The organism is Flavobacterium granuli (assembly GCF_900129705.1).
Lineage (GTDB): Bacteria > Bacteroidota > Bacteroidia > Flavobacteriales > Flavobacteriaceae > Flavobacterium > Flavobacterium granuli.
Genome location: NZ_FQWO01000003.1, coordinates 136,897 through 158,272, shown reverse-complemented (window position 1 = coordinate 158,272; position 21,376 = coordinate 136,897). Strand labels below are relative to the sequence as shown.

General features: G+C 34.0%; 21 protein-coding genes. 13 read left to right on the top strand and 8 right to left on the bottom strand.

Going from position 1 to position 21,376, the window contains the following annotated elements; genetic code table 11:
• Both ccoS and BUB25_RS05710 read right to left on the bottom strand, forming a co-directional pair.
• Positions 1-192, bottom strand: coding sequence for a cbb3-type cytochrome oxidase assembly protein CcoS (gene ccoS / locus BUB25_RS05715; RefSeq protein WP_072941501.1), 192 nt, complete (start codon positions 190-192; stop codon positions 1-3).
• Positions 193-300: 108 nt separating this feature from the next.
• Entirely contained in the window at positions 301-2,688 is a 2,388-nt protein-coding gene (locus BUB25_RS05710) for a heavy metal translocating P-type ATPase (protein WP_072941498.1), read from the bottom strand.
• Positions 2,689-2,798: 110 nt separating this feature from the next.
• Here BUB25_RS05710 and BUB25_RS05705 point away from each other — a divergent pair, with 110 nt between their 5' ends.
• Positions 2,799-3,479, top strand: coding sequence for a Crp/Fnr family transcriptional regulator (locus BUB25_RS05705; protein ID WP_072942074.1), 681 nt, complete (start codon positions 2,799-2,801; stop codon positions 3,477-3,479).
• A gap of 1 nt (position 3,480) precedes the next feature.
• On the opposite strand, the gene BUB25_RS05700 is transcribed toward BUB25_RS05705, so the two are convergent.
• From BUB25_RS05700 to def, 4 genes are all read right to left on the bottom strand, one after another.
• Complete coding sequence (locus tag BUB25_RS05700) at positions 3,481-4,929, bottom strand: APC family permease (RefSeq protein WP_072941494.1); 1,449 nt, start codon at positions 4,927-4,929, stop codon at positions 3,481-3,483.
• A 71-nt stretch (positions 4,930-5,000) separates the two neighbouring features.
• On the bottom strand, positions 5,001-5,774 hold the full coding sequence (gene mazG / locus BUB25_RS05695) for a nucleoside triphosphate pyrophosphohydrolase (RefSeq protein WP_072942072.1): 774 nt from the start codon (positions 5,772-5,774) through the stop codon (positions 5,001-5,003).
• 85 nt (positions 5,775-5,859) lie between these two features.
• Positions 5,860-6,336 carry a DUF5606 family protein gene (locus BUB25_RS05690; RefSeq protein ID WP_072941492.1) on the bottom strand — a complete coding sequence of 159 codons (477 nt, stop codon included), beginning with the start codon at positions 6,334-6,336 and terminating at the stop codon, positions 5,860-5,862.
• 89 nt (positions 6,337-6,425) lie between these two features.
• Positions 6,426-7,013, bottom strand: coding sequence for a peptide deformylase (gene def, locus BUB25_RS05685; RefSeq protein ID WP_072941489.1), 588 nt, complete (start codon positions 7,011-7,013; stop codon positions 6,426-6,428).
• Between the two features lie 200 nt (positions 7,014-7,213).
• Here def and BUB25_RS05680 point away from each other — a divergent pair, with 200 nt between their 5' ends.
• Complete coding sequence (locus tag BUB25_RS05680; protein WP_072941486.1) at positions 7,214-9,427, top strand: FUSC family protein; 2,214 nt, start codon at positions 7,214-7,216, stop codon at positions 9,425-9,427.
• Positions 9,428-9,477: 50 nt separating this feature from the next.
• Here BUB25_RS05680 and BUB25_RS05675 read toward each other — a convergent pair whose 3' ends face one another.
• Positions 9,478-10,971, bottom strand: coding sequence for a malate:quinone oxidoreductase (locus BUB25_RS05675; protein WP_072941484.1), 1,494 nt, complete (start codon positions 10,969-10,971; stop codon positions 9,478-9,480).
• Positions 10,972-11,091: 120 nt separating this feature from the next.
• Positions 11,092-11,508 carry a Holliday junction resolvase RuvX gene (gene ruvX / locus BUB25_RS05670; RefSeq protein ID WP_072941481.1) on the bottom strand — a complete coding sequence of 139 codons (417 nt, stop codon included), beginning with the start codon at positions 11,506-11,508 and terminating at the stop codon, positions 11,092-11,094.
• A 237-nt stretch (positions 11,509-11,745) separates the two neighbouring features.
• Between ruvX and BUB25_RS05665 the strand changes: the two genes are divergently transcribed.
• The 11 genes from BUB25_RS05665 to BUB25_RS05615 all read left to right on the top strand — a co-directional run bounded on the left by BUB25_RS05665 (position 11,746) and on the right by BUB25_RS05615 (position 21,376).
• Positions 11,746-12,561: a 2,3,4,5-tetrahydropyridine-2,6-dicarboxylate N-succinyltransferase gene (locus tag BUB25_RS05665; RefSeq protein WP_072941477.1), complete on the top strand. Its 816-nt coding sequence runs from the start codon at positions 11,746-11,748 to the stop codon at positions 12,559-12,561.
• 11 nt (positions 12,562-12,572) lie between these two features.
• On the top strand, positions 12,573-13,562 hold the full coding sequence (locus tag BUB25_RS05660; RefSeq protein ID WP_072941474.1) for a glycosyltransferase family 2 protein: 990 nt from the start codon (positions 12,573-12,575) through the stop codon (positions 13,560-13,562).
• A 28-nt stretch (positions 13,563-13,590) separates the two neighbouring features.
• Positions 13,591-14,691 carry a UDP-galactopyranose mutase gene (gene glf / locus BUB25_RS05655; protein WP_072941471.1) on the top strand — a complete coding sequence of 367 codons (1,101 nt, stop codon included), beginning with the start codon at positions 13,591-13,593 and terminating at the stop codon, positions 14,689-14,691.
• 11 nt (positions 14,692-14,702) lie between these two features.
• Positions 14,703-15,542 carry a DUF4422 domain-containing protein gene (locus BUB25_RS05650; RefSeq protein ID WP_072941467.1) on the top strand — a complete coding sequence of 280 codons (840 nt, stop codon included), beginning with the start codon at positions 14,703-14,705 and terminating at the stop codon, positions 15,540-15,542.
• A gap of 544 nt (positions 15,543-16,086) precedes the next feature.
• A complete protein-coding gene (locus BUB25_RS05645; RefSeq protein WP_072941464.1) occupies positions 16,087-16,653 on the top strand; it encodes an L-threonylcarbamoyladenylate synthase in 567 nt (188 codons plus the stop codon).
• A 61-nt stretch (positions 16,654-16,714) separates the two neighbouring features.
• The gene (locus BUB25_RS05640) at positions 16,715-17,092 is read left to right on the top strand and encodes a GxxExxY protein (RefSeq protein ID WP_072941462.1); all 378 of its coding nucleotides are present in this window, start codon (positions 16,715-16,717) and stop codon (positions 17,090-17,092) included.
• A 74-nt stretch (positions 17,093-17,166) separates the two neighbouring features.
• The gene (locus BUB25_RS05635) at positions 17,167-18,588 is read left to right on the top strand and encodes a CCA tRNA nucleotidyltransferase (RefSeq protein ID WP_072941459.1); all 1,422 of its coding nucleotides are present in this window, start codon (positions 17,167-17,169) and stop codon (positions 18,586-18,588) included.
• Positions 18,589-18,639: 51 nt separating this feature from the next.
• Positions 18,640-19,662: a COX15/CtaA family protein gene (locus tag BUB25_RS05630; protein WP_072941457.1), complete on the top strand. Its 1,023-nt coding sequence runs from the start codon at positions 18,640-18,642 to the stop codon at positions 19,660-19,662.
• A gap of 60 nt (positions 19,663-19,722) precedes the next feature.
• The gene (locus BUB25_RS05625; protein ID WP_072941454.1) at positions 19,723-20,496 is read left to right on the top strand and encodes a CDP-alcohol phosphatidyltransferase family protein; all 774 of its coding nucleotides are present in this window, start codon (positions 19,723-19,725) and stop codon (positions 20,494-20,496) included.
• A 58-nt stretch (positions 20,497-20,554) separates the two neighbouring features.
• Positions 20,555-21,112, top strand: a complete 558-nt coding sequence (locus BUB25_RS05620; RefSeq protein ID WP_072941451.1) for a sugar O-acetyltransferase — start codon at positions 20,555-20,557, stop codon at positions 21,110-21,112.
• Between the two features lie 3 nt (positions 21,113-21,115).
• Entirely contained in the window at positions 21,116-21,376 is a 261-nt protein-coding gene (locus BUB25_RS05615) for a hypothetical protein (RefSeq protein ID WP_072941448.1), read from the top strand.

Sequence of the window (21,376 nt, the reverse complement as noted above, 5' to 3'; positions counted from 1 at the left end):
TTAATTTTGTTTTTCTTCTGTTGTTTGTTTTTCTTTTTTGGCTGTAATCTTGATCTCGTCGTCAAAAAGCATACGAACTGATGGGGTATAATCATCATCATATTGACCACTCTTCACGGCTGCAATAAAAGCGATAAAAAATCCGACAGCGACAAATATGCTGATCGAGATTAATAAATAAATGACACTCATACCTTAATTTTGTTTTACAAAGTTAATCTGCTTCCTTTTTAAAAAATATGACAATTATCATACTTATCTGCCCATACTAAAATAACGAGAAAAATATTATAAATACCATTAATCTTCTATTTTTTTTCTCCTTGCATAATAATTACTCATCACTGTTACAAAGCTGACAATGGTAATGGTACTCAAAGGCATAATAATAGCAGCTACCAATGGCTTTAAATTCCCTGTAATTGCAAATGACAAGCCTACGACATTATAAAGTAATGACAAGACAAAACTCATTTTAATGGTTGTTATCGCTTTCTTGGACAACTTTAAAAAATAATACAATTTTTGAAACTCATTGGCTTCCAAAATAGCGTCACAGGCCGGTGAGAAAACATTCACATTTTCAGAAATCGAAATCCCCACATCACTCTGAGCCAAGGCTCCGGCATCATTCAAACCGTCACCTACCATCATCACATTTTTACCTTCTTCCTGCAACTTTTTAATAAATTCCAGTTTCTGTTCCGGTTTTTGATCAAAAATCAATTCGGTTCCCGCGGGCAAAAGTTTTTCCAACGAAGCCCTCTCGCCTTCATTGTCACCGGATAAAACTTTAATTTGATAATCATGTTTTAAACTGTTAAAAAGAAGCTCCAAACCTTCCCTATATTGATTGTTAAAAACATATTTACCATAATAAATTCCTTCTATTTTAATATGAACAGCGGTTTGCAAAATAGTATTCGCCTCTGACTTTTCTACGAAAAAAGCAGAACCTATTTTTATCTCTTTACCATCGATCAATGCTTGAATTCCCTGTCCGGTAATTTCCTTAAAATCTGTTGTTTGAATTTTCTTTCCTTCTGGTAAAAAATCATACAACATTCGACTCAAAGGATGATTAGACGCTCGCAGTACATTTTTAATTCGCACTAAATCCAATTCAGAAAATGAATCTCCTTGATAAGTGATACTCGATTTTTTATTTGTGGTAATCGTTCCTGTTTTGTCAAAAACCAGCGTATCCACCTTAGCGAGTTGTTCGATAACCAAAGCATTTTTTAGATAAAATTTCTGTTTACCCATAATACGCAACACATTTCCCATCGTAAAAGGAGCAGTCAATGCCAGAGCGCAGGGACAGGCCACAATCAGTATCGCCGTAAAAACATTGAAAGCGGTATTTGTATCGATAAAAATCCAATATCCAAAGGAAACAAAAGCAATCAACAACAGAATAGGAGTAAAATAACGGCTGATGGTATCGGTTATACTTTTGTGTTTTTGTTCCACTTTTTTCTGGAAAACATCATTGCTCCACAACTGTGTAAGATAACTTTGCGAAACAGAGTGTAATACTTCCATTTCAATTACTTTACCAATCAGTTTACCACCTGCAAATATCTTATCGCCTGATTTTTTGGTAATAGGAATCGCTTCCCCGGTCACGAAACTATAATCTACTGATGCTTTTTCGCTGATTAAAATCCCGTCTACCGGAATTAATTCTTGGTTTCTAATAAGTAATCTGTTTCCTTTTTCGATGTCGTACACAGGAATACTTTCTTCTGAAGCATCGCTGTTAATTCGAGTGATTGCAATAGGAAAATAGGACTTAAAATCCCTTTCAAAACTCAAGAAACTATAGGTTTTAATTTGGAACATCTTTCCTAACAGCATGAAGAAAACCAAGCCCGTTAAACTGTCAAAAAAACCGGAACCATAATCAAAAACAATATCAACCGTACTTCGTATAAACATGATTACAATACCCAAAGCAATTGGAATATCAATATTTAGCATTCCTGACTTCATACTTTTGTAAGCAGAAACATAATAACCGCTGCCCGAATAGAAGAAAGAAGGCAATGCCAAGGCAAAAATTAACCAGCGAAAAAAGGGCTTGTAATTATCCAGCCAAAATTCTTTGACCTCAAAATATTCCGGAAACGAAAGCAACATGATATTACCAAAACAAAAGAAAGCAACTCCAAGTTTGTAGGTCAAACTTCGGTCGATATTACTTTTTCCCGTTTCGTAATTTTCTAAGCTGATGTAGGGCTCATAGCCAATAGAACTCAGTAAATACACGATTTCCTTTAGAGAAACTGTTTCAGAATTATACGTAATACGAACTTTCTTTTCAGGAAAATTCACCTGAGAAGTACTGATTCCGTTTTGCAAACGCTGTAAGTTTTCCAATATCCAAATGCAGGAACTGCAATGAATATGCGGAATACTAAGTGTAACTATTGCAGTTGTATCCTCTTGAAATTCTAATAATTTTGAAACGATAGTCTCGTTGTCCAAAAAATCATATTTCCCTTTAATTTCTTGTGGTGTTGCCCCTGGAGATTTTTCGAAATCATAGTAGCAGACCAAATCATTCAAGCTAAAAATTTCGTAGACGGTTTTACAGCCGTTACAACAAAATGTTTTCGCATCAAAAATAATTTCTTCCTGCTTTACAATATCTAATCCACAATGGAAACAGTTCTGTGTGTCCATAATTATTTTGCTCATTATACCTGATACAAAGGTTACTAATTTAAACAGTTAAGAAAATGACATTTATCATGTATTTTTTTTTTAAATTTGCGCAAATTATATCGATCATAATGAGTAAATGCGAACAATGTATTGTTAGAGAATTCAGCTCGCTGAAAGCTTTAAACAAAGAAGAACTTTTAAAAGTAGCAAGTTGTAAAACCTCATTTACAATTAAAAAGGGAGAAGCCATTTTTGACGAAGGCGACAGCATTAATGGAATCTACTGTATAAAAGAAGGTGTTTGCAAATTATCGAAATTGAGTGCAAATGGCAAAGATCATATCGTTAAGCTAATTAAATCCGGAGAATTGCTTGGTCAACGTTCGATGATAAGCGACGAACCGGCCAATTTAAGTGCTGTAGCTCTTGAAGACATGGAAGTTTGTTTTATTCCAAAGACCGAAATCATGGGATTTTTTGACAAAAACAACCAGTTTTCGATGAGTGTAATGAAGAGCATTTGCGGAGATCTGAAAGGATCTGACGATCACATGGTCGCTATGGCTCAAAAAACCGTAAAAGAACGCTTGGCACAAACTTTAATTTATCTTGAAGATAATTTTGGGAAAAATGAGGACGGTTCCTTGCATATTCAATTATCTAGAGAAGAACTAGCAGGAATGATTGGTACGGCAACCGAAAGTTGCATCCGTTTATTGTCTGACTTTAACAAATTAGGTTTGATTGAATTAACCGGTAAAAAAATCACCCTTAAAGAAATCAATAAACTGAAAAAACTGGCCGAATAAATTAATCTTTCTTGTTCATTACAAAATAATAAACCGGAATTCCTAAAGCCACAATACACAATCCCAATCCTGTATTGAACGTATCATAAATCAACAAAGTCATGCAAATTGCCGAGGTGACCACAATGTAAAGTGCCGGTACAAATGGATAACCAAATGCTTTATAGGGTCTATCAGCATTGGGCTCTTTTTTTCTAAGAATAAAAACACCTAAAATCGTCAATATATAAAACAATAACGACGCAAAAGTAGCATAGGTTAACAAATCCCCGAATTTTCCCGAAACACAAAGCACGCAAGCCCAAATACATTGTACCCATAAAGCTTTGGCAGGCACTTGATTGTTATTCAACTCCGTTGCTTGCCTAAAAAACAAGCCGTCTTTTGCCATTGCAAAAAACAATCTTCCACCCGAAAGAATCAAACCGCTATTGCACCCAAAGGTCGAAACCATGATTAATCCAGCCATTACAAAAACGCTGACATTACCCATAATCATACTTGCTGCCGCCGCCCCTACTCTATCATTATTGGCAAACATGATTCCGTTACTGGCAATATCAACCGCATTTGGTGTTCCATGCATTGGCAACAAAGCTAAATAAGCCAAATTTGCCAAAACATAAATAACGGTAACAATCAAAGTTCCAAGGAACAAACTACGCGGAATATTCTTTTTGGGTTCTTTGATTTCTCCGGCAATAAAAGTAACATTATTCCAAGCATCACTAGAAAACAATGAGTTTATTATTGTGGCTCCAGCAGCGCCTAAAAGTGCCATTCCCGCTAATTTGGTAACCGTAATTGAACCGTCAGGATTCACAACCGTTTTACTTGCTTCCCACATATTTGTGAAATTATCAGCCAAAACATTCGTTTGCAAACCTACATACAGCCCTAAAATAATCAATGCAAATAGCGCTATTAATTTAGCCGAAGTAAGAACCAATTGAACCGTTTTTCCACTTTCAACCCCTTTAGTATTGATATACGTTAGAAGTACTATACTAAAAATAGCTAAAAGCTTTTGGTATGAAAAAACAAAACCAGTACCTATTTTAAAAAGCGTTTGATCTAAAACTGGAAAGAAAATAGCGGCATAATTAGCAAAAGTAACTGCAATAGCAGCAATAACACCTGTTTGAATTACGGTAAAAACAGTCCAGCCGTAAAGGAAAGAAACTAACCTTCCGTAAGCGCGCTGGATATAAACAAATTGACCGCCCGCATTAGGCATCATTCCTGCCAATTCACCATAACTCAATGCTGCCGCAACGGTTATAATACCTGTAACTAACCATATAATTAACAACCAGGCTGCAGACCCAATGTCTCTGGCCATAGCTGATGTTACAATAAATATCCCGGATCCTATCATGGAACCGGCAACTAAACTCGTAGCGTCTATTAAACCTAAAGAACGTTTTAATTCGGTTTTATTTTCTGGCATTATATTAATTTGAAATTCAACAGTAGATTAAGTTCACGATTTTTAATCGTGATAAAATGATTCATTAGATACTAAATTTTCTTAGCTTCTTCCCAAAAAACATCCATTTCAGCCAAAGTCATATCCATCAAAGGCTTGCCCAATTCTCCCGCCTTACTTTCTAAATATTGAAAACGCTTAATGAACTTTTTATTGGTTCTTTCCAGAGCATCTTCGGGATTTACATTTAAAAATCGGGCATAATTAATCATCGAAAAAAGTACATCGCCAAATTCGGCCTCAACAGCATCTTGATCTCCGGCTTCGACCTCATCTTGCAGTTCTTGCAATTCTTCTTGGACTTTATCCCAAACCTGATGTGATTCCTCCCAGTCAAAGCCAACGCCTTTCACTTTATCCTGAATTCTGCTCGCTTTTACCAACGCCGGTAAGCTTCTGGGAACTCCTTCCAGAACAGACTTTTTGCCCTCCTTAAGTTTCAATTTCTCCCAGTTTTGCTTGACTTCTTCTTCATCTTTCACAATAGTGTCACTGTAAATATGAGGATGGCGGTGGATCAATTTATCACAAATTTCGTTACAAACATCGGCAATATCAAAATCATTTGTTTCGCTGCCTATCTTGGCATAAAAAACAATATGCAATAGTAAATCACCCAACTCTTTTTTGACTTCTGCCAAATCATTATCCAAGATAGCATCGCCAAGTTCATAGGTTTCTTCAATAGTAAGATGCCTTAAACTTTGCAGGGTTTGCTTTTTATCCCAAGGACATTTCTCTCGCAAATCGTCCATGATATCTAATAATCTCTCGAAAGCCTGAAGCTGTGTTTGTCTTGTGTTCATTGCATTTGGTTTTGTGTAAAAATAAGAAATCCTGCAGTCCATTAATATAGAATGCAGGATTAATTTATTCAAAAAAAAGGAAAAACTATTCCTTAACTTTTTTAGCTTTTTTTGGTTTCTCGGCTACAACTTCTTCTGTTTCTGTTGTTGCTTCAACAGCTTCAGTTTCTGCTACTGCTTCTTCAACCACTAATCCTTTGGCTTGGATTGTATTGTACCAATTTAAAATCTTCTTGATATCTGAAGGATAAACTCTTTCTTCATCATAATTAGGTAAAATTTCTTTAAAATAAGCCGCTAACGTTGCATTATCTTCTTTATGAGAAATTGCAGGACCATTGTTTTCTTTGGCAGCAATGCTTTTCATAATTTCCGCCAATGGTTTTTCGCCTTCATAAGTATATATAGAAATTTCAGATAATAAGCTTACATTACTTTTTAAATTTACTGTTATTTTCTTTCCATCAGCTAATGATTCTGCTACAAATCCAGTACGTGTTTGCACTTTTAAAATGTATAAACCTGGTTTTCCCGAAATGGATAATATTTTTTCTAAATTCATTTTTTTTTAAATTATTATTAAGAAATCAATTCGTATTATTTTTTTGTTAAAAATCAAAAACTATACCAAGACCAACAGAAAAAAATAAATTATCTTCCTTTTTTACCAAAGAATTTCATTCGATATTCTTGGAATGTTTTTCCCTCCATAATATTTTTCAATTTCTTTTGAATCAATCGTTTTTTAAGAGATGATATTTTATCCGTAAACAAAATTCCTTCAATATGGTCGTATTCATGCTGAATCACTCTGGCAATCAATCCGTCAAAAACTTCTGTTTTCATCACGAAGTCTTCTTCACAGTATTCTACAGTAATACGTTCTTTTCTGGAAACATCTTCACGAACATCCGGAATACTCAAACAGCCTTCGTTAAAAACCCATTCTTCGCCTTCTTCTTTTACGATTTTGGCATTGATAAAAGTACGTTTAAATCCTTTTAACTCTTTAACTTCAGAATCTTCCAGATCCTCATCTTCACTAAAAGAAGTCGTGTCGACTACAAACAAACGAACCGCCATTCCAACTTGGGGAGCTGCAAGGCCAACACCACAAGCATTATACATCGTTTCGTACATATTAGCAATCGTTTCTTTTAGATTTGGAGTATCAGATGATATTTCCTCTCCTACTTTTCTCAAAACCGGATCACCATATCCTATAATTGGTAAAATCATTGTTGTTATATTAAGTATTACCCATCAAAATCGAGGGTTTCAAACCTTCAAAATTTGGATTGGCAAAAATAGTAAAAATTTAGACAATGGTTAATCCCAAATTGATAAATAGTACTTTTTTATAATTTAATTATAAATCGCAGCTATTTTCACTATAGATAAATCGTACAATTCATACCTTTGTAAGTAACACACAAATTATGGTTTCTACTATCCAGAAATTTACAGACAGTACCTATTTCACCAATGCTTTAAAAATAACGATCTCAGCAGTTATTCCAGTATTGGTGTTTTCTTATTTAGGTTATTTCGAAATTGGTTTTACCTTAGCTCTTGGTGCTTTTTTTACTTATCCGAGTGATATTCAAAGTAATCTGAAACACAAAGTCAATGGAATACTGGTTACCGTATTTATTGTTTCTGGCGTCAACTTAATAATAAACCTTATTCATCCTTATCCTTGGCTTTTTTATCCACTGCTAACAGTGTTGATTTTCATCTTATCAATGATTTCTGTTTACGGTCAAAGAGCTAACATGGTTTCCTTTTCGGCCTTACTCTCGATATCACTGGCCTTTGCCCACTTACATACAGGCTGGAAAATGCTAGAATATTCAGGACTCATACTCTTGGGAGGCCTATTTTATTTGCTGGTTTCTCTTATCTTTTTCTATATCAAACCCAACCGTTATATTGAATTACAAATAGCCGACTGCATCCGATTGACCTCAAAATACCTAAAACTTAGAGGTGATTTATGGGAATTAAACTCTAACAGAAAAGACATTACCAAAAAACAGCTGGAACTACAAGTAGAATTAAATACTATTCACGAAAACATAAGAGAAGTTCTGATAAGAAACCGAACAAATTCCGGATCATCCAATCAAAACAGAAAGATGCTTATTGTATTTATTTCCCTTGTGGAAATATTAGAATTAGCGATATCAACCTCATTTGATCACAACAAATTACATCAAAAATTTGATGATCATCCAAAAGTGTTAAAAACCTATCAAAATCTAGCATATAACCTGGCTTCAACTCTCAAAAAAATATCAAAAAGCATCCAAGAAAGAAGCCAATACGTTCCAAAACACAACCTGATCAATGACCTGCAAAAACTAGAATTTGCTATAAACCATTATGAAAATGATTTAGGAAAAATTGAAGCTTCCGAAGGGGTTTTGATGCTAACAACCATGCTTCACTATGCAGAGAAACAAGTAGAAAAAATCAAAATTCTGGAGCGTGCTTTTACATCAACTATCAATTTACAAGACTTTAAAGGAAAAGATAAAGATTTAGAAAAATTCATAAGTCCACAATATTATCCTTTAAGCACTCTGATCGAAAATCTTAGTTTTTCCTCGACAGTTTTCAGGCATTCCATCCGATTAACAATTACTATTTTGGCAGGATTGCTCATTGGACAACTACTTCCATTTCAAAACTCCTACTGGATTGTTCTCACGATTGTGGTAATCCTACGTCAAGGATACGGTCTTACAAAACAGCGAACCTACGAAAGGATTTTCGGAACCTTTCTAGGTGTATTAATTGCTTTTGGGATGCTATCCATAATCCATAACACTACCATAATTGGTTGCCTTGCGGTGATTTCTATGCTTTTGGGTTTTTCATTTACCCCTACAAATTATAAAGTTGGAGCTACTTTTGTAACTTTATATGTCATCTTTATATATGGCATTCTAACGCCCAATATTCAAGATGTTATTCAATATCGAATTTTAGACACATTAGTCGGAGCTACTTTGTCTTTTCTGGCAAACCATTTTCTGTGGCCTTCCTGGGAGTTTTTAAACATTCCGCAACATTTAAAAAAATCAATTGAAGCCAATAAAAACTATTTAAAACAAATTTCTATTTTTTACAATAAAAAGGGAGACGTATCCACCTCATACCGTCTCGCTAGAAAACATGCCTTTATTGAAATTGGCAACCTAATGGCTTCTTTTCAAAGAATGGTTCAAGAACCAAAGTCGAAACAGAATAAATTACCACAAGTGTATAAATTGACGGTTCTCAATCATTCCTTATTATCATCAGCAGCTTCATTAGGCACTTACATCCAATCTCATAAAACCACCGAAGCCTCGGAAGCCTTCAATATGGTGTTTGATAAAGTTATCGAAAACCTGGAAAGTGCCATTATTCTTTTAAAAGAAGACGGAATAGAATTAGCGGAACAAACAGTCAGCGAAGAATTAAGCAAACGATTCACAGAGTTGAAAAACATCCGTTCAGAAGAGCTAAAAAAATCAGATAGCATGAATGAAGAAATGTATAAAACAAAAATGCAGGAAGCACAAATGGTCATTGAACAACTCATTTGGCTCACAAATTTATCCGAAAACATCCTGAAAACAACCCAGCTTTTATTGAAATCTTAAACAAAAAAAATCCCAACGCAATGTTGGGATTTCCTATAGGACTTTAATCTTTATTTTAGCTTTAAAACCGAAGCGGTCTTCTCTCTAATTTCATTCAAGAGTTCCGGTTTATCATTTAATGTCTGACCATAAGAAGGAATCATCTCTTTTATTTTCTCTTGCCATTCCGGCGTATTGAGTTTTTCTTTAAAACACCTTCCTACTAAATCCACCATTATCGAAACAGCGGTAGAAGCACCCGGAGAAGCACCCAGCAATACTGCCAGAGAACCATCGGCTGTAGTAATCACCTCAGTTCCAAATTCCAATACTCCACCTTCTTTTTCATCTTTCTTAATTACCTGCACTCTTTGTCCTGCTCTTTCTAAAACCCAGTCCTTAGATCTGGCAGAAGGAACATATTCCCTTAGCGCATTGATTCGATCCTTTGGCGATTGCCTCACTTGTTCTATCAAATATTTTGTCAAAGGAATATTTTTTATTCCAGCAGCAATCATAGGAATAATATTATCGGTCTTTATCGATAAAGGCAAATCAGAATAAGAGCCATTCTTTAAAAATCGAGTAGAAAAACCAGCAAAAGGGCCAAATAAAAGTTGTTTTTCTCCATTAATCATTCTGGAATCAATATGAGGAACCGACATTGGCGGAGCTCCCACGCTGGCCTTACCGTAAACCTTCGCTTTGTGCTTTGCAATTACTTCCGGATTGATACATTTTAGCCATTGCCCACTTACTGGGAAACCTCCGTATCCTTTTCCTTCAGGAACATCTGCTTTCTCCAATAAAGGTAATGAACCTCCTCCTGCTCCAATAAAAACGAACTTGGTATTTATTTTTTTCTTCTCACCTCTAGCCAGATCAGTGATTTTTATTCTCCAAGATTTATCATCTTGCTGTTTTAATTTCTTAACTTCATGATTAAAATGAAGACTAACACCATCCAACGTACCCAAATAATTAAAAATACTTCTGGTCAATTCCCCAAAATTAACATCAGTACCAATAGGCATTGTCGTTGCCGCAAAACTATCCGATTCTTTTCTACCTTCCATAACCAGAGGCATCCATTCTTCCATTTGAGAGTAATCAGTAGTAAATACCATCTCCTTGAATAGATTATTTTGCTGTAAAGTTTCAAATCTTTTTTTAAGATAAGCCACATTTTTATCTCCCCATACAAAACTCAAATGAGGAACCCTTTTAATAAAATTCTCAGGTGAAGGAACCTTTTTTTGTTCCACTAAATAAGCCCAAAATTGGCGAGAAACTTCAAAAGATTCAGCAATACTGATCGCTTTTTTCGGATCTATGCTACCATCTTCTTTCTCAGGGGTATAATTCAATTCACAAAAAGCAGAATGTCCTGTACCGGCATTATTCCAGGCATCAGAACTCTCGGCAGCTGCAATATCTAATCTTTCGAAAATTTGAATTTTTATATCGGGTTGCAGTTCTTTCAGAATTAAGCCCAGAGTGGCGCTCATTATTCCGGCTCCAATAAGAACTACATCAGTATTTGTTTGGGTTGTTGTGTCAGGCATAGCAAAAATTTAAAGTGCAAAGGTACTTCATAAAATTGCAAAAAAAAACATAAAAAAGCCTCTAAAAAGTTAGAAATCACGAAAACGTTTAAGCTGTTTTAGTTGATTAAATATCAAAGTCTAAAACTGTTTTCTATTCAAATAATCCTGCAGCATTATCGTGGCCGAAATTTCATCCACGAGACCTTTATTTTGACGTTGTTTTTTGCTCAATCCGCTATCGATCATCGTTTGAAAAGCCATTTTTGAAGTAAAACGTTCATCAACCCGAATGACTTTCATATCTGGAAAATGATTGGTAAAATGAGTCACAAAACCTTTTATAATGGACGCACTTTCCGAAGGCTCCCCATTCATCTGTTTGGGTTCTCCAATAAGAACCGCTTCTACTTTTTCTTTGGCAAAATAATCCTTCAAAAAATCAATAGCTGTCGCACTTGGAATAGTTATCAATCCAGAGGCGATAATTTGCATTTCATCAGTTACGGCAATTCCGGTCCGTTTTTGTCCGTAATCTATCGATAGAATTCTAGGCATGTTTTCTTTTTTTGCAAAGATACACAAAGAATTTGTGTGATAAATTATTATACATCGCAGCAGAAAACCTCATTAAATAAAAAAAATGCCGACATATTCTTTTGTGTTATCAACATATCGAATTTTACATATCGATATCTTTTTTTTTCAAACAAAAACAATAAATATGTTAGTATTACAAAAACGAACTCGTTTTCTAAAAAATCCATTTATATTTGTACAAAAATTAGCAAAAAGATGAATTCATTACAAACAATTATAGAGCAAGCCTGGGAAAACAGAGCCTTGTTACAAGAAGAAAAAACTACCACTGCCATTAGAGAAGTTATCGAATTACTGGACTCAGGAAAACTTCGCGTTGCCGAACCAGTTGGTGAAGGATGGCAAGTAAACGAATGGGTAAAGAAAGCTGTGGTGATGTATTTCCCTATTCAAAAAATGGAAACATGGGAATCTGGCATTTTTGAATACCATGACAAAATGTTGCTAAAAAGAGGTTATGCCGAGAAGGGAATTCGTGTAGTTCCTAATGCAGTAGCGCGTTATGGTGCATATATTTCTAGTGGCGTTATTTTGATGCCAAGTTATGTAAACATTGGTGCTTATGTAGACGAAGGAACTATGGTAGACACTTGGGCAACAGTAGGAAGCTGTGCTCAAATTGGCAAAAATGTTCACTTGAGTGGTGGAGTAGGAATTGGCGGAGTCCTTGAGCCTTTACAAGCTGCTCCGGTAATCATTGAAGACGGTGCTTTTATTGGTTCTCGTTGTATTGTGGTTGAAGGCGTTCACGTAGGTAAAGAAGCCGTTCTTGGGGCTAATGTATGCTTGACTGCCTCTACCAAAATTATTGATGTAACTGGTGATGAACCTGTAGAAATGAAAGGATATGTTCCTGCTCGTTCTGTTGTAATTCCTGGAAGCTACACTAAAAAGTTTGCTGCCGGCGAGTTTCAGGTGCCTTGCGCATTAATCATTGGTACACGTAAACCATCTACCGATTTGAAAACTTCTCTAAACAATGCGTTGAGAGAATATGACGTAGCGGTATAAATTAAAAATAAATGGTTGATATATCAATTATCATTGTAAACTATAAAAGCTGGAACGATTTAAAAGACTGTCTTAAATCTATCGTTTCTATAGATAGTAATCGATTTACAATAGAAACAATTGTGGTCGATAATCAATCAAATGACGGAAGGATTGAGGATTTTAGAACACTCTTTCCTTCTGTTTTTTTTATAGAAAACTCAGGAAATAATGGATTTGCGAATGGATGTAACATGGGAGCATCTATTGCAAAAGGAAATTATTTATTCTTCCTAAATCCTGATACAATTATTACTGAAAATGCGATTTATGAACTTTGGAATACTTCATCTGGAAATTCTAATCTAGGAATCATTTGCTGTACTCAAATTAATGAATCAAATAAAAAATACAATGAAATACGTTTCTTTCCAAGTCTAAAAACGTTATTTGGATTATCACGAGCATTGTTAAAATTAATAAAAAAAAGAAACATTAAACTAAACTACAACCCTGAAAAAGAAATCATTTTCCCTGATTGGGCAACAGGAGCCGTAATTTTCATGAGTAAAGACTGGTTTACCAAAGTAAAGGGGTGGACAGAGAAATATTGGCTATATTTTGAGGACGTAGATCTTTGCAAAAAAGTTCGCGATAAAGGAGGTAAAATAGGTTTAATAAGAAGTGTTTTTATTATACATAAACATGGTGGAGCTTCAAGGATAAATATCAAAACAAAAGCGTTAACAAAAACAGAAGTTTTAATCTCTCAACATGTTTACTTTAATGAACATACCCGAGGCTTAGAGAATTTCACTATTCAATTCCTTTTGATAACATCAATACTCATAGAAAAAACAGTATTAGCCTCTTTAGGGCTCGTTTTCTTTTTCATTCCAAAATTGAAAGTAAATATTTTAATACTCAAAAATTTAATCCGCTATTATTCTAATGCCGTGATAAAAGGTACTTGGATTAGTCCTCGCGCAATGGATTATTTAAAAAGAATAGAGGCACATTAATCATTTATAAAATCAAAGCAAGTATAGAATGGCTGAATACGATTATTTAATAGTAGGATCTGGATTATTTGGAGCTGTTTTTGCTCATGAAGCAAAGAAAAAAGGACAAAAATGTTTAGTTATAGACAAAAGAAATCATAAAGGAGGCAACGTTTTTTGTGAACAAATCGAAAATATAAATGTGCACAAATATGGAGCACATATATTTCACACCAATGATAAAGAGATCTGGAATTATGTCAATCAATTTGTTGAGTTCAATCGTTACACTAACTCCCCTTTAGCATTTTACAAAAACGAAATATACAACTTGCCTTTCAATATGAACACCTTTTATCAATTATGGGGTGTAAAAACTCCAGAAGAGGCTAAATATAAAATTGAAGAACAAGTAAAAGCTTCTGGAATAACAAATCCTCAAAACTTGGAAGAGCAAGCTATTTCTTTAGTAGGAATTGATATTTATGAAAAATTAATCAAAGGATATACTGAAAAACAGTGGGGACGCAAAGCAACGGAATTACCTTCATTTATTATTAAACGATTGCCTGTGCGATTTACCTACGACAACAATTATTTTAACGATAAATACCAAGGGATTCCGATTGGCGGCTACAATAAATTAATTGAAGGTTTATTAGAAGGTATTGAAGTGAGACTAAACGTTGATTTTTTTGCTAACCGTAAAGAATTAACTAAACTAGCTAAAAAAATAGTATTTACAGGAAAAATAGATGAGTTCTATAACAATCAATTTGGGAGTCTTGAATACCGCAGTTTAAAATTTGAAACTAAAATTCTGGATCAAGAAAATTTTCAAGGCAATGCTGTTGTGAATTATACAGAAAGCCAAATTCCATATACACGAATTATCGAGCACAAACATTTTGAATTTGGCACACAAAAGAAAACAGTAGTGACCTACGAATATCCTGATGAATGGAGCTTAGGAAAAGAATCTTATTATCCTGTAAATGACAATAAAAACAATGCTATTTATAATCAATATAAAACTCTTTCAGAAAAAGATAATACTGTAATTTTCGGAGGAAGATTAGCTGAATACAAATACTACGATATGCACCAAATAATAGCATCTGCCCTACAAAAAAGCAAAATTTTCCTTTAAATTTTATAACTATGAACACTAAAATTCTAATTTGCACACACAAGAATTTTAATTATATTCCAAACGAATCTTTTCTACCGATACATGTTGGAAAGGAAATAAGTCAATTCAACTTACCTTATCAGGCAGATAACATTGGAATCAATATTAGTTCTAAAAATAAAAATTATTGCGAATTAACCGCTCTTTATTGGGCATGGAAAAATTTAAATTTCGTTGATACTATTGGACTTTGTCACTATAGAAGGTTTTTTGATTTTTCAGAAAGTAAAAAATCAAAAAAAATTACTGAAATAACCGAAGACTATTTCTCTTCAAATTTTCAAAATTACATCTTTAAACAACACTTTTTGGATAAATGCGACATCATTTTGCCAAATCAATTAGTAAAAACAAGATCTTTATATAGTCATTATTCATTATCTCATTTACCTCAGGATTTTGAAATTTTAACTCATACTCTTAATGAATTATATCCTGAATACATGGATTCCTTTAAGACAATAATGATAAAAAATAATGCTTTTTCGCCTTTTAACATGTTCATTGCTAAAAAAGAACTAGTGGCAGATTATTCCACTTGGCTATTTTCAATCCTTGAAAAAGTAGAACAACAAATTGAAATATCAAAAAATCCATATCAAGAAAGAGTATTAGGATTTATGTCAGAGAGATTACTTAATGTTTATATCCACCATAACCAACTAAAAGTAAAATACCTGCCTGTCCACTTTGTTAGTGACAAAAATAAGTCAAAAACTATTTTAATGAAAAAACTAGCAGTGTATAATAACAACATCATTTTTTGGTTCCGTTCAAAATTTCCTAATAAAACTATAAAAAACAAATAATAAACTAATTCTTTTTCTGTATTCATTTGAAAACACAAATGTATTGGAAAGACAAACTTTTTACCACTTTATTGACAATTCCAAATGTGGGAATAAAAACGAGTATCTAAAAAAAACTATTTTTCAATTTGATATTACAACATCCTTCTAGAAATCAATTAAAGCTAACCTACACCTTTTTATCTTTTTCATTTGAGAATATTGATACCGTTTTAAAGAAAAATAAAACTAATTTTATATTAGAATATTTACTAGTACAAGCCTGTTTAACTTTTAAAAATGGAATTATTTAAACATCTACAAATATAAAGAAGGATTGGGCTATATAATGGCAGCTACAATAGGCTACAAAACTAAGTCCAATGAAAAATTAAATTTAAATTCTTTCTTAAAGAGAAGTTTATATTAAGTATATTTTATAAAGAATACTATATTAGTACTAACAAACATTACGAAAAAGTGACAAAATATAATTAAAACAGAAAGTGATTTCCTCATAAGAATAGCATAATACTCTTATAAAAATAAATTAAAAAATAAGAAAATGGATATCAATACCGAAGTACACAACGCCTATGAAATCATAAAAGAAGGCGGCATCATCCTCTATCCTACTGACACCGTTTGGGGAATAGGTTGTGATGCCACAAATCCTGAGGCAGTTGCCAAAATATACAAACTCAAACAAAGAGCCGAAACCCAAAGCATGATCGTTTTGATGAATGGCGAAAAAATGATGTATAATGTTTTCAAAGAAATTCCTGAAGTTGCTTGGCAAATTATGGATCTTTCCGAAAACCCAACCACATTAGTACTGGACAAACCACGAAATATAGCTCCAAATCTTGTCGCAACAGACAATACACTAGGTATCAGATTAGTAAAAGAGCCGTTTTGTTTTAAATTATTGGAGCGCATGAAAAAACCGCTGGTATCAACCTCAGCAAATATCTCGGGTCAACCCACTCCAAAAAGTTTCAAAGAAATTAGCCCCGAAATTATAAAAGGCGTAGACTATGTTGTAAATTTGCATCGCGATAAAATTGCCGGAAAACCATCCACAATTATAAAATTGAGCAGTGATTCTCAGGTAAAAATTATACGCAAATAGTTTTTTTTAGCCACAGATTCGCTGATTTTTATCAAAAATTAAATACGATTTTAAAAAAATTATGTCTCAATACTTATATGAAGAAGAAACGTATCAGATAATCGGAATTTTATTTGATTTTCATAAAAATCTCGGAAAAGGGTTTTCTGAAATAGTTTATAAAGATGCATTGGAATTTGAATTTAATAATTCTAAAATTCCATTTGAAAGAGAAAAAAAATATGCAGTAAATTACAAAGGTGTTATTTTAAAACATAAATTCTATGCAGACTTTGTGGTTTTTGATAAAATAATTCTTGAAATAAAATCTTGTAATTCTTTCGATGATAGTCATATTGCACAATGTATAAATTATCTAAAAGTTTCCGACAATAAATTAGCCCTTTGGGTCAATTTTAATAAAAACTCTCTTGATCATAAAAGAATTATAAATTCATAATAACTGATTTTTATTATCTGTGAATTTATTTTTTTAAAATATCAAAAAAAATCTGCGAATCAGTGGCAAAAAACATGAATTACAAATCAGCATTAAACAATAAAATATTCGAAGTCATTTCTCAAGCTTCACAAGAACTCAACATCGACAGCTATGTCATTGGTGGTTTTGTGAGAGATTTGATTTTAAAAAGGGACTTTAAAAAAGACATCGACATCGTAGCCGTTGGCAGCGGAATCGAACTGGCTCTAAAAGTTTCGGACTTACTTCCAAAAAAACCAAAAGTCCAGGTTTTTAAAAACTACGGCACGGCAATGCTCCGTTTTGAGGATACCGAAATCGAATTTGTGGGCGCTCGAAAAGAGTCTTACACCCAAGACAGCAGAAATCCTATCGTTGAAAATGGGAGCCTCGAAGACGATCAAAATCGTCGTGACTTTACCATTAATGCGCTGGCTTTATCTTTGAATACCACAAACTTCGGGGAACTCTTAGATCCATTTAACGGATTAGAAGACATTGAAAACAAAACTTTAAGAACACCACTTGATCCCGATATCACCTATTCTGACGACCCTTTACGCATGTTGCGAGGCATTCGCTTTGCCAATCAATTGGGGTTTGCTATCGAAGAAAAATCGTTGGAATCCATTCAGAAGAATGCGGAGCGAATTAAAATCATTTCCGGTGAACGCATTGTTGATGAATTGAACAAGATCCTTTCAACTGATAAACCATCCGTTGGGTTTTTACTATTATTCAAAACAGGCCTTTTAGAAATTATTCTTCCTGAATTAACTGCTTTGAATCAGGTCGAAGAAATTGAAGGACATACCCATAAAAACAATTTCTATCATACATTGGAAGTCGTTGACAATATTTGCCCAAATACGGACGATGTATGGTTACGTTGGGCCGCTTTATTGCATGACATTGGGAAAGCCCCTACCAAACGTTTCAACAAAAAACAAGGTTGGACCTTTCATGGACATGAATTTTTAGGCGGAAAAATGGTCAAAAAAATCTTCGAAAGATTGCATATGCCATTGAACCAAAAGATGAAATTTGTTCAAAAAATGGTAATGATGAGTTCTCGTCCTATTGTTTTATCGCAAGATACAGTGACTGATTCAGCCGTACGTCGTTTAGTTTTTGATGCAGGTGAAGATGTAGAGAATTTAATGACCTTATGCGAGGCTGACATCACTACTAAAAACCCAAGTAAGTTCAAAAAATACCATAATAATTTTGAAATTGTTCGAAAAAAAATTGTGGAAGTGGAAGAACGCGACCATGTACGTCAATTTCAACCGCCCATTTCAGGAGAAGAAATCATGGAAATTTTTAATTTGAAACCATCCCGAGAAATCGGAATTCTTAAAGAAGCGATAAAAGAGGCAATTCTTGAAGGCGAAATCCCAAACGACTATCAAGCAGCCTATGATTTTATGCTAAAAAAAGCTAAAAAATTAGGACTAAAAATTAACGCTTGTTGAATTAAGAAATAATTGTTTTTTAAAATATCTTTACAAAATTACTTTCAAACAATGAAAAAGGAAAATAAATCAGTTGTCTTTTGGTTATTATCAGGTTGTGTACTTTTATTTGTAATGGTTGTCGTAGGCGGAATCACCCGATTGACTAATTCAGGACTATCCATGACAGATTGGCATTTGGTAACCGATACTTTCCCGCCGCTTACCGAAGCAAAATGGGAGGAAACTTTTGAGCGTTACAAACAATTTCCCGAATACCAAAAAATCAACATTCATAATGATTTCACCCTTTCCGACTATAAATTCATTTATTTCTGGGAATGGTTTCACCGTTTTATAGGAAGAATAATTGGCTTAGTTTTTATCATTCCGTTTGTTTATTTTTTGATTAAAAAAAGACTTTCAAGCGAAACGATAAGAAAATGTATTGTCCTATTATTCATGGGAGGTTTCCAAGGATTTTTAGGTTGGTTTATGGTAAAAAGCGGTTTAATCGACAACCCAGACGTAAGCCATTTCAGACTTTCTCTGCATTTAACTTTTGCTTTTATCACCTTTGCTTACACTCTTTGGGTTGCCTTGGACTTGATTTATCCAAACAAAACCCAAATTCATTTTTCTTTAAGAAAACTGGCTCGTATAGCTTTTGTTTTTCTGCTGTTGCAAATTATCTACGGAGGATTTGTTGCGGGTTTAAATGCTGGTTTGATACACAATCACTGGCCTTTAATGAGTGATGGCCAACTGATTCACGATAGCGTTTTTATAGAACAAAAAACACTTTTCTTAAATCTTGTTGAAGGAAAAAGTGGAGTTCAGTTTGTTCACAGAACCATGGCCTATGTCGTAGTAGGATTAATCCTTGCCTTATATTTCAAAAGTAAAAAATATACGCTTTCACAGCCACAGAAAAAAGGAATCAACACTTTGGTAGTCGTTGTGTTTTTGCAATTTGCATTGGGTGTTTTCACCTTGCTTTACCACGTACCGTTATGGTTAGGTTTAGCGCACCAAATAATGGCGTTCTTTTTACTGACAGCGATGACGTTCACCCTACATCGATTATCCAAATAATGATAAAACATACTTAAATACCCTGACTATATTGTCGCATTTCTTTGTTTAAAATATTAAATGTCTAAACTTGCTGCCCAGGATAAATTTTTGGATCTGTCCGATTATGGCAGACCATTGGCGAAACTGTTTGCCAACCAATTAAAAAATACTCAAATCACTCCCATCCATGTCACCTTACTTTTTGGGGTTTCTGGTGCTATTGCTATTTTCTGCATTCTGGAGGGCTATTACATTTTGGCCGGTTTTTTTATTATTTTAAAATCAATTATTGATGCTGCCGACGGTGAACTGGCAAGAATTAAAAAAACGCCATCGTATACCGGAAGGTATCTCGACAGCGTGTTCGATATTGTTCTTAATTTTCTCTTTCTAATGACCGTTTGCTACGTTTCGCAAACTACAATTTGGCTAGCATTTCTGGCTTTTTTTTGCATACAATTACAAGGAACTTTATACAACTACTACTATGTAATCTTAAGAAACAAATCAGAAGGAGGCGATAAAACCAGTAAAATATTCGAGAACAAATCACCAAAAGCTTTACCGGGAGAAAGTCAAAAATCAGTAGATATTTTGTTCTTTATTTACACTATTGTTTATGGAATTTTTGACATAATAATTCATACCATGGACAAAGAAGCTTACAAGGTTAAAACCTTTCCTAACTGGTTTATGACCTTTGTCTCTGTTTACGGCCTCGGCTTTCAATTGCTTATTATTGCCCTGATGTTGCCTATGGGATTGATTGAATATATTGTCCCGTTTTTTATCTTTTATACGTTGTTTATTTTTGTTTTAATCACAATCAGGAAAAGCTTTCTGAAAGTATAAAAAACCTGCAAAACTATCAGTGGACATACTAACTTGGTCTTATCTAAAAAACATCATAATGAAAACCGAAAAAGAAAAAATGATTGCCGGAGAATATTATCTAGCTGGAGATCCTGTTTTAGTAAAAGAAAGACGCAAATCAAAAAATCTACTCCACCGACTGAACGTTACCGAATATCGAATTACTAAAAAAGCGAGAGAAATCATTAAGGAATTAATCCCTAATGCGGGAGCCAACCTCTATATTGAACCGCCCTTTTTTTGCGATTACGGTTATAACATCTACTGTGGCGAAAATGTGTATTTCAATGTAAACTGTGTCGTTTTAGACTGTACCAAAGTAACTATTGGTTCCAATGTCTTTTTTGCACCGGGAGTTCAGTTGTATACCGCAACCCATCCTCTTGATGCCGAATTGAGAAAAACACTCGAAAATGCTTTACCCATAGCCATTGGCGACGATTGCTGGATTGGTGGCAATTCAGTCATTTGTCCCGGAGTTAGCATAGGCAAAGGCTGTGTTATAGGCGCAGGTTCTGTTGTTACAAAAGACATTCCTGCCAATTCTTTGGCTGTGGGAAATCCTGCAAAAGTGATTCGGAAATTAAACCAATAAATTATGCCACACCTATTAGCAAAACTCTATAATGTTCCATTGGAAACCATCAAAGAGATTTTAGAAAAGGACAAATTGTTTCATGCTTCGCAAGGAATGTATTTAGAAAACATTTGGCAAAATGCCGATGATCAAAATGAAGTTCAATTTCTTTTTAGAATTCATGATATCGACGAAACCAAAAAGTTAATAAATCAACTTCATTCCGATGCTTTAGCACAAGACCCAAACGCAAATCTACCTGAAATGACTTATTTAAAATAA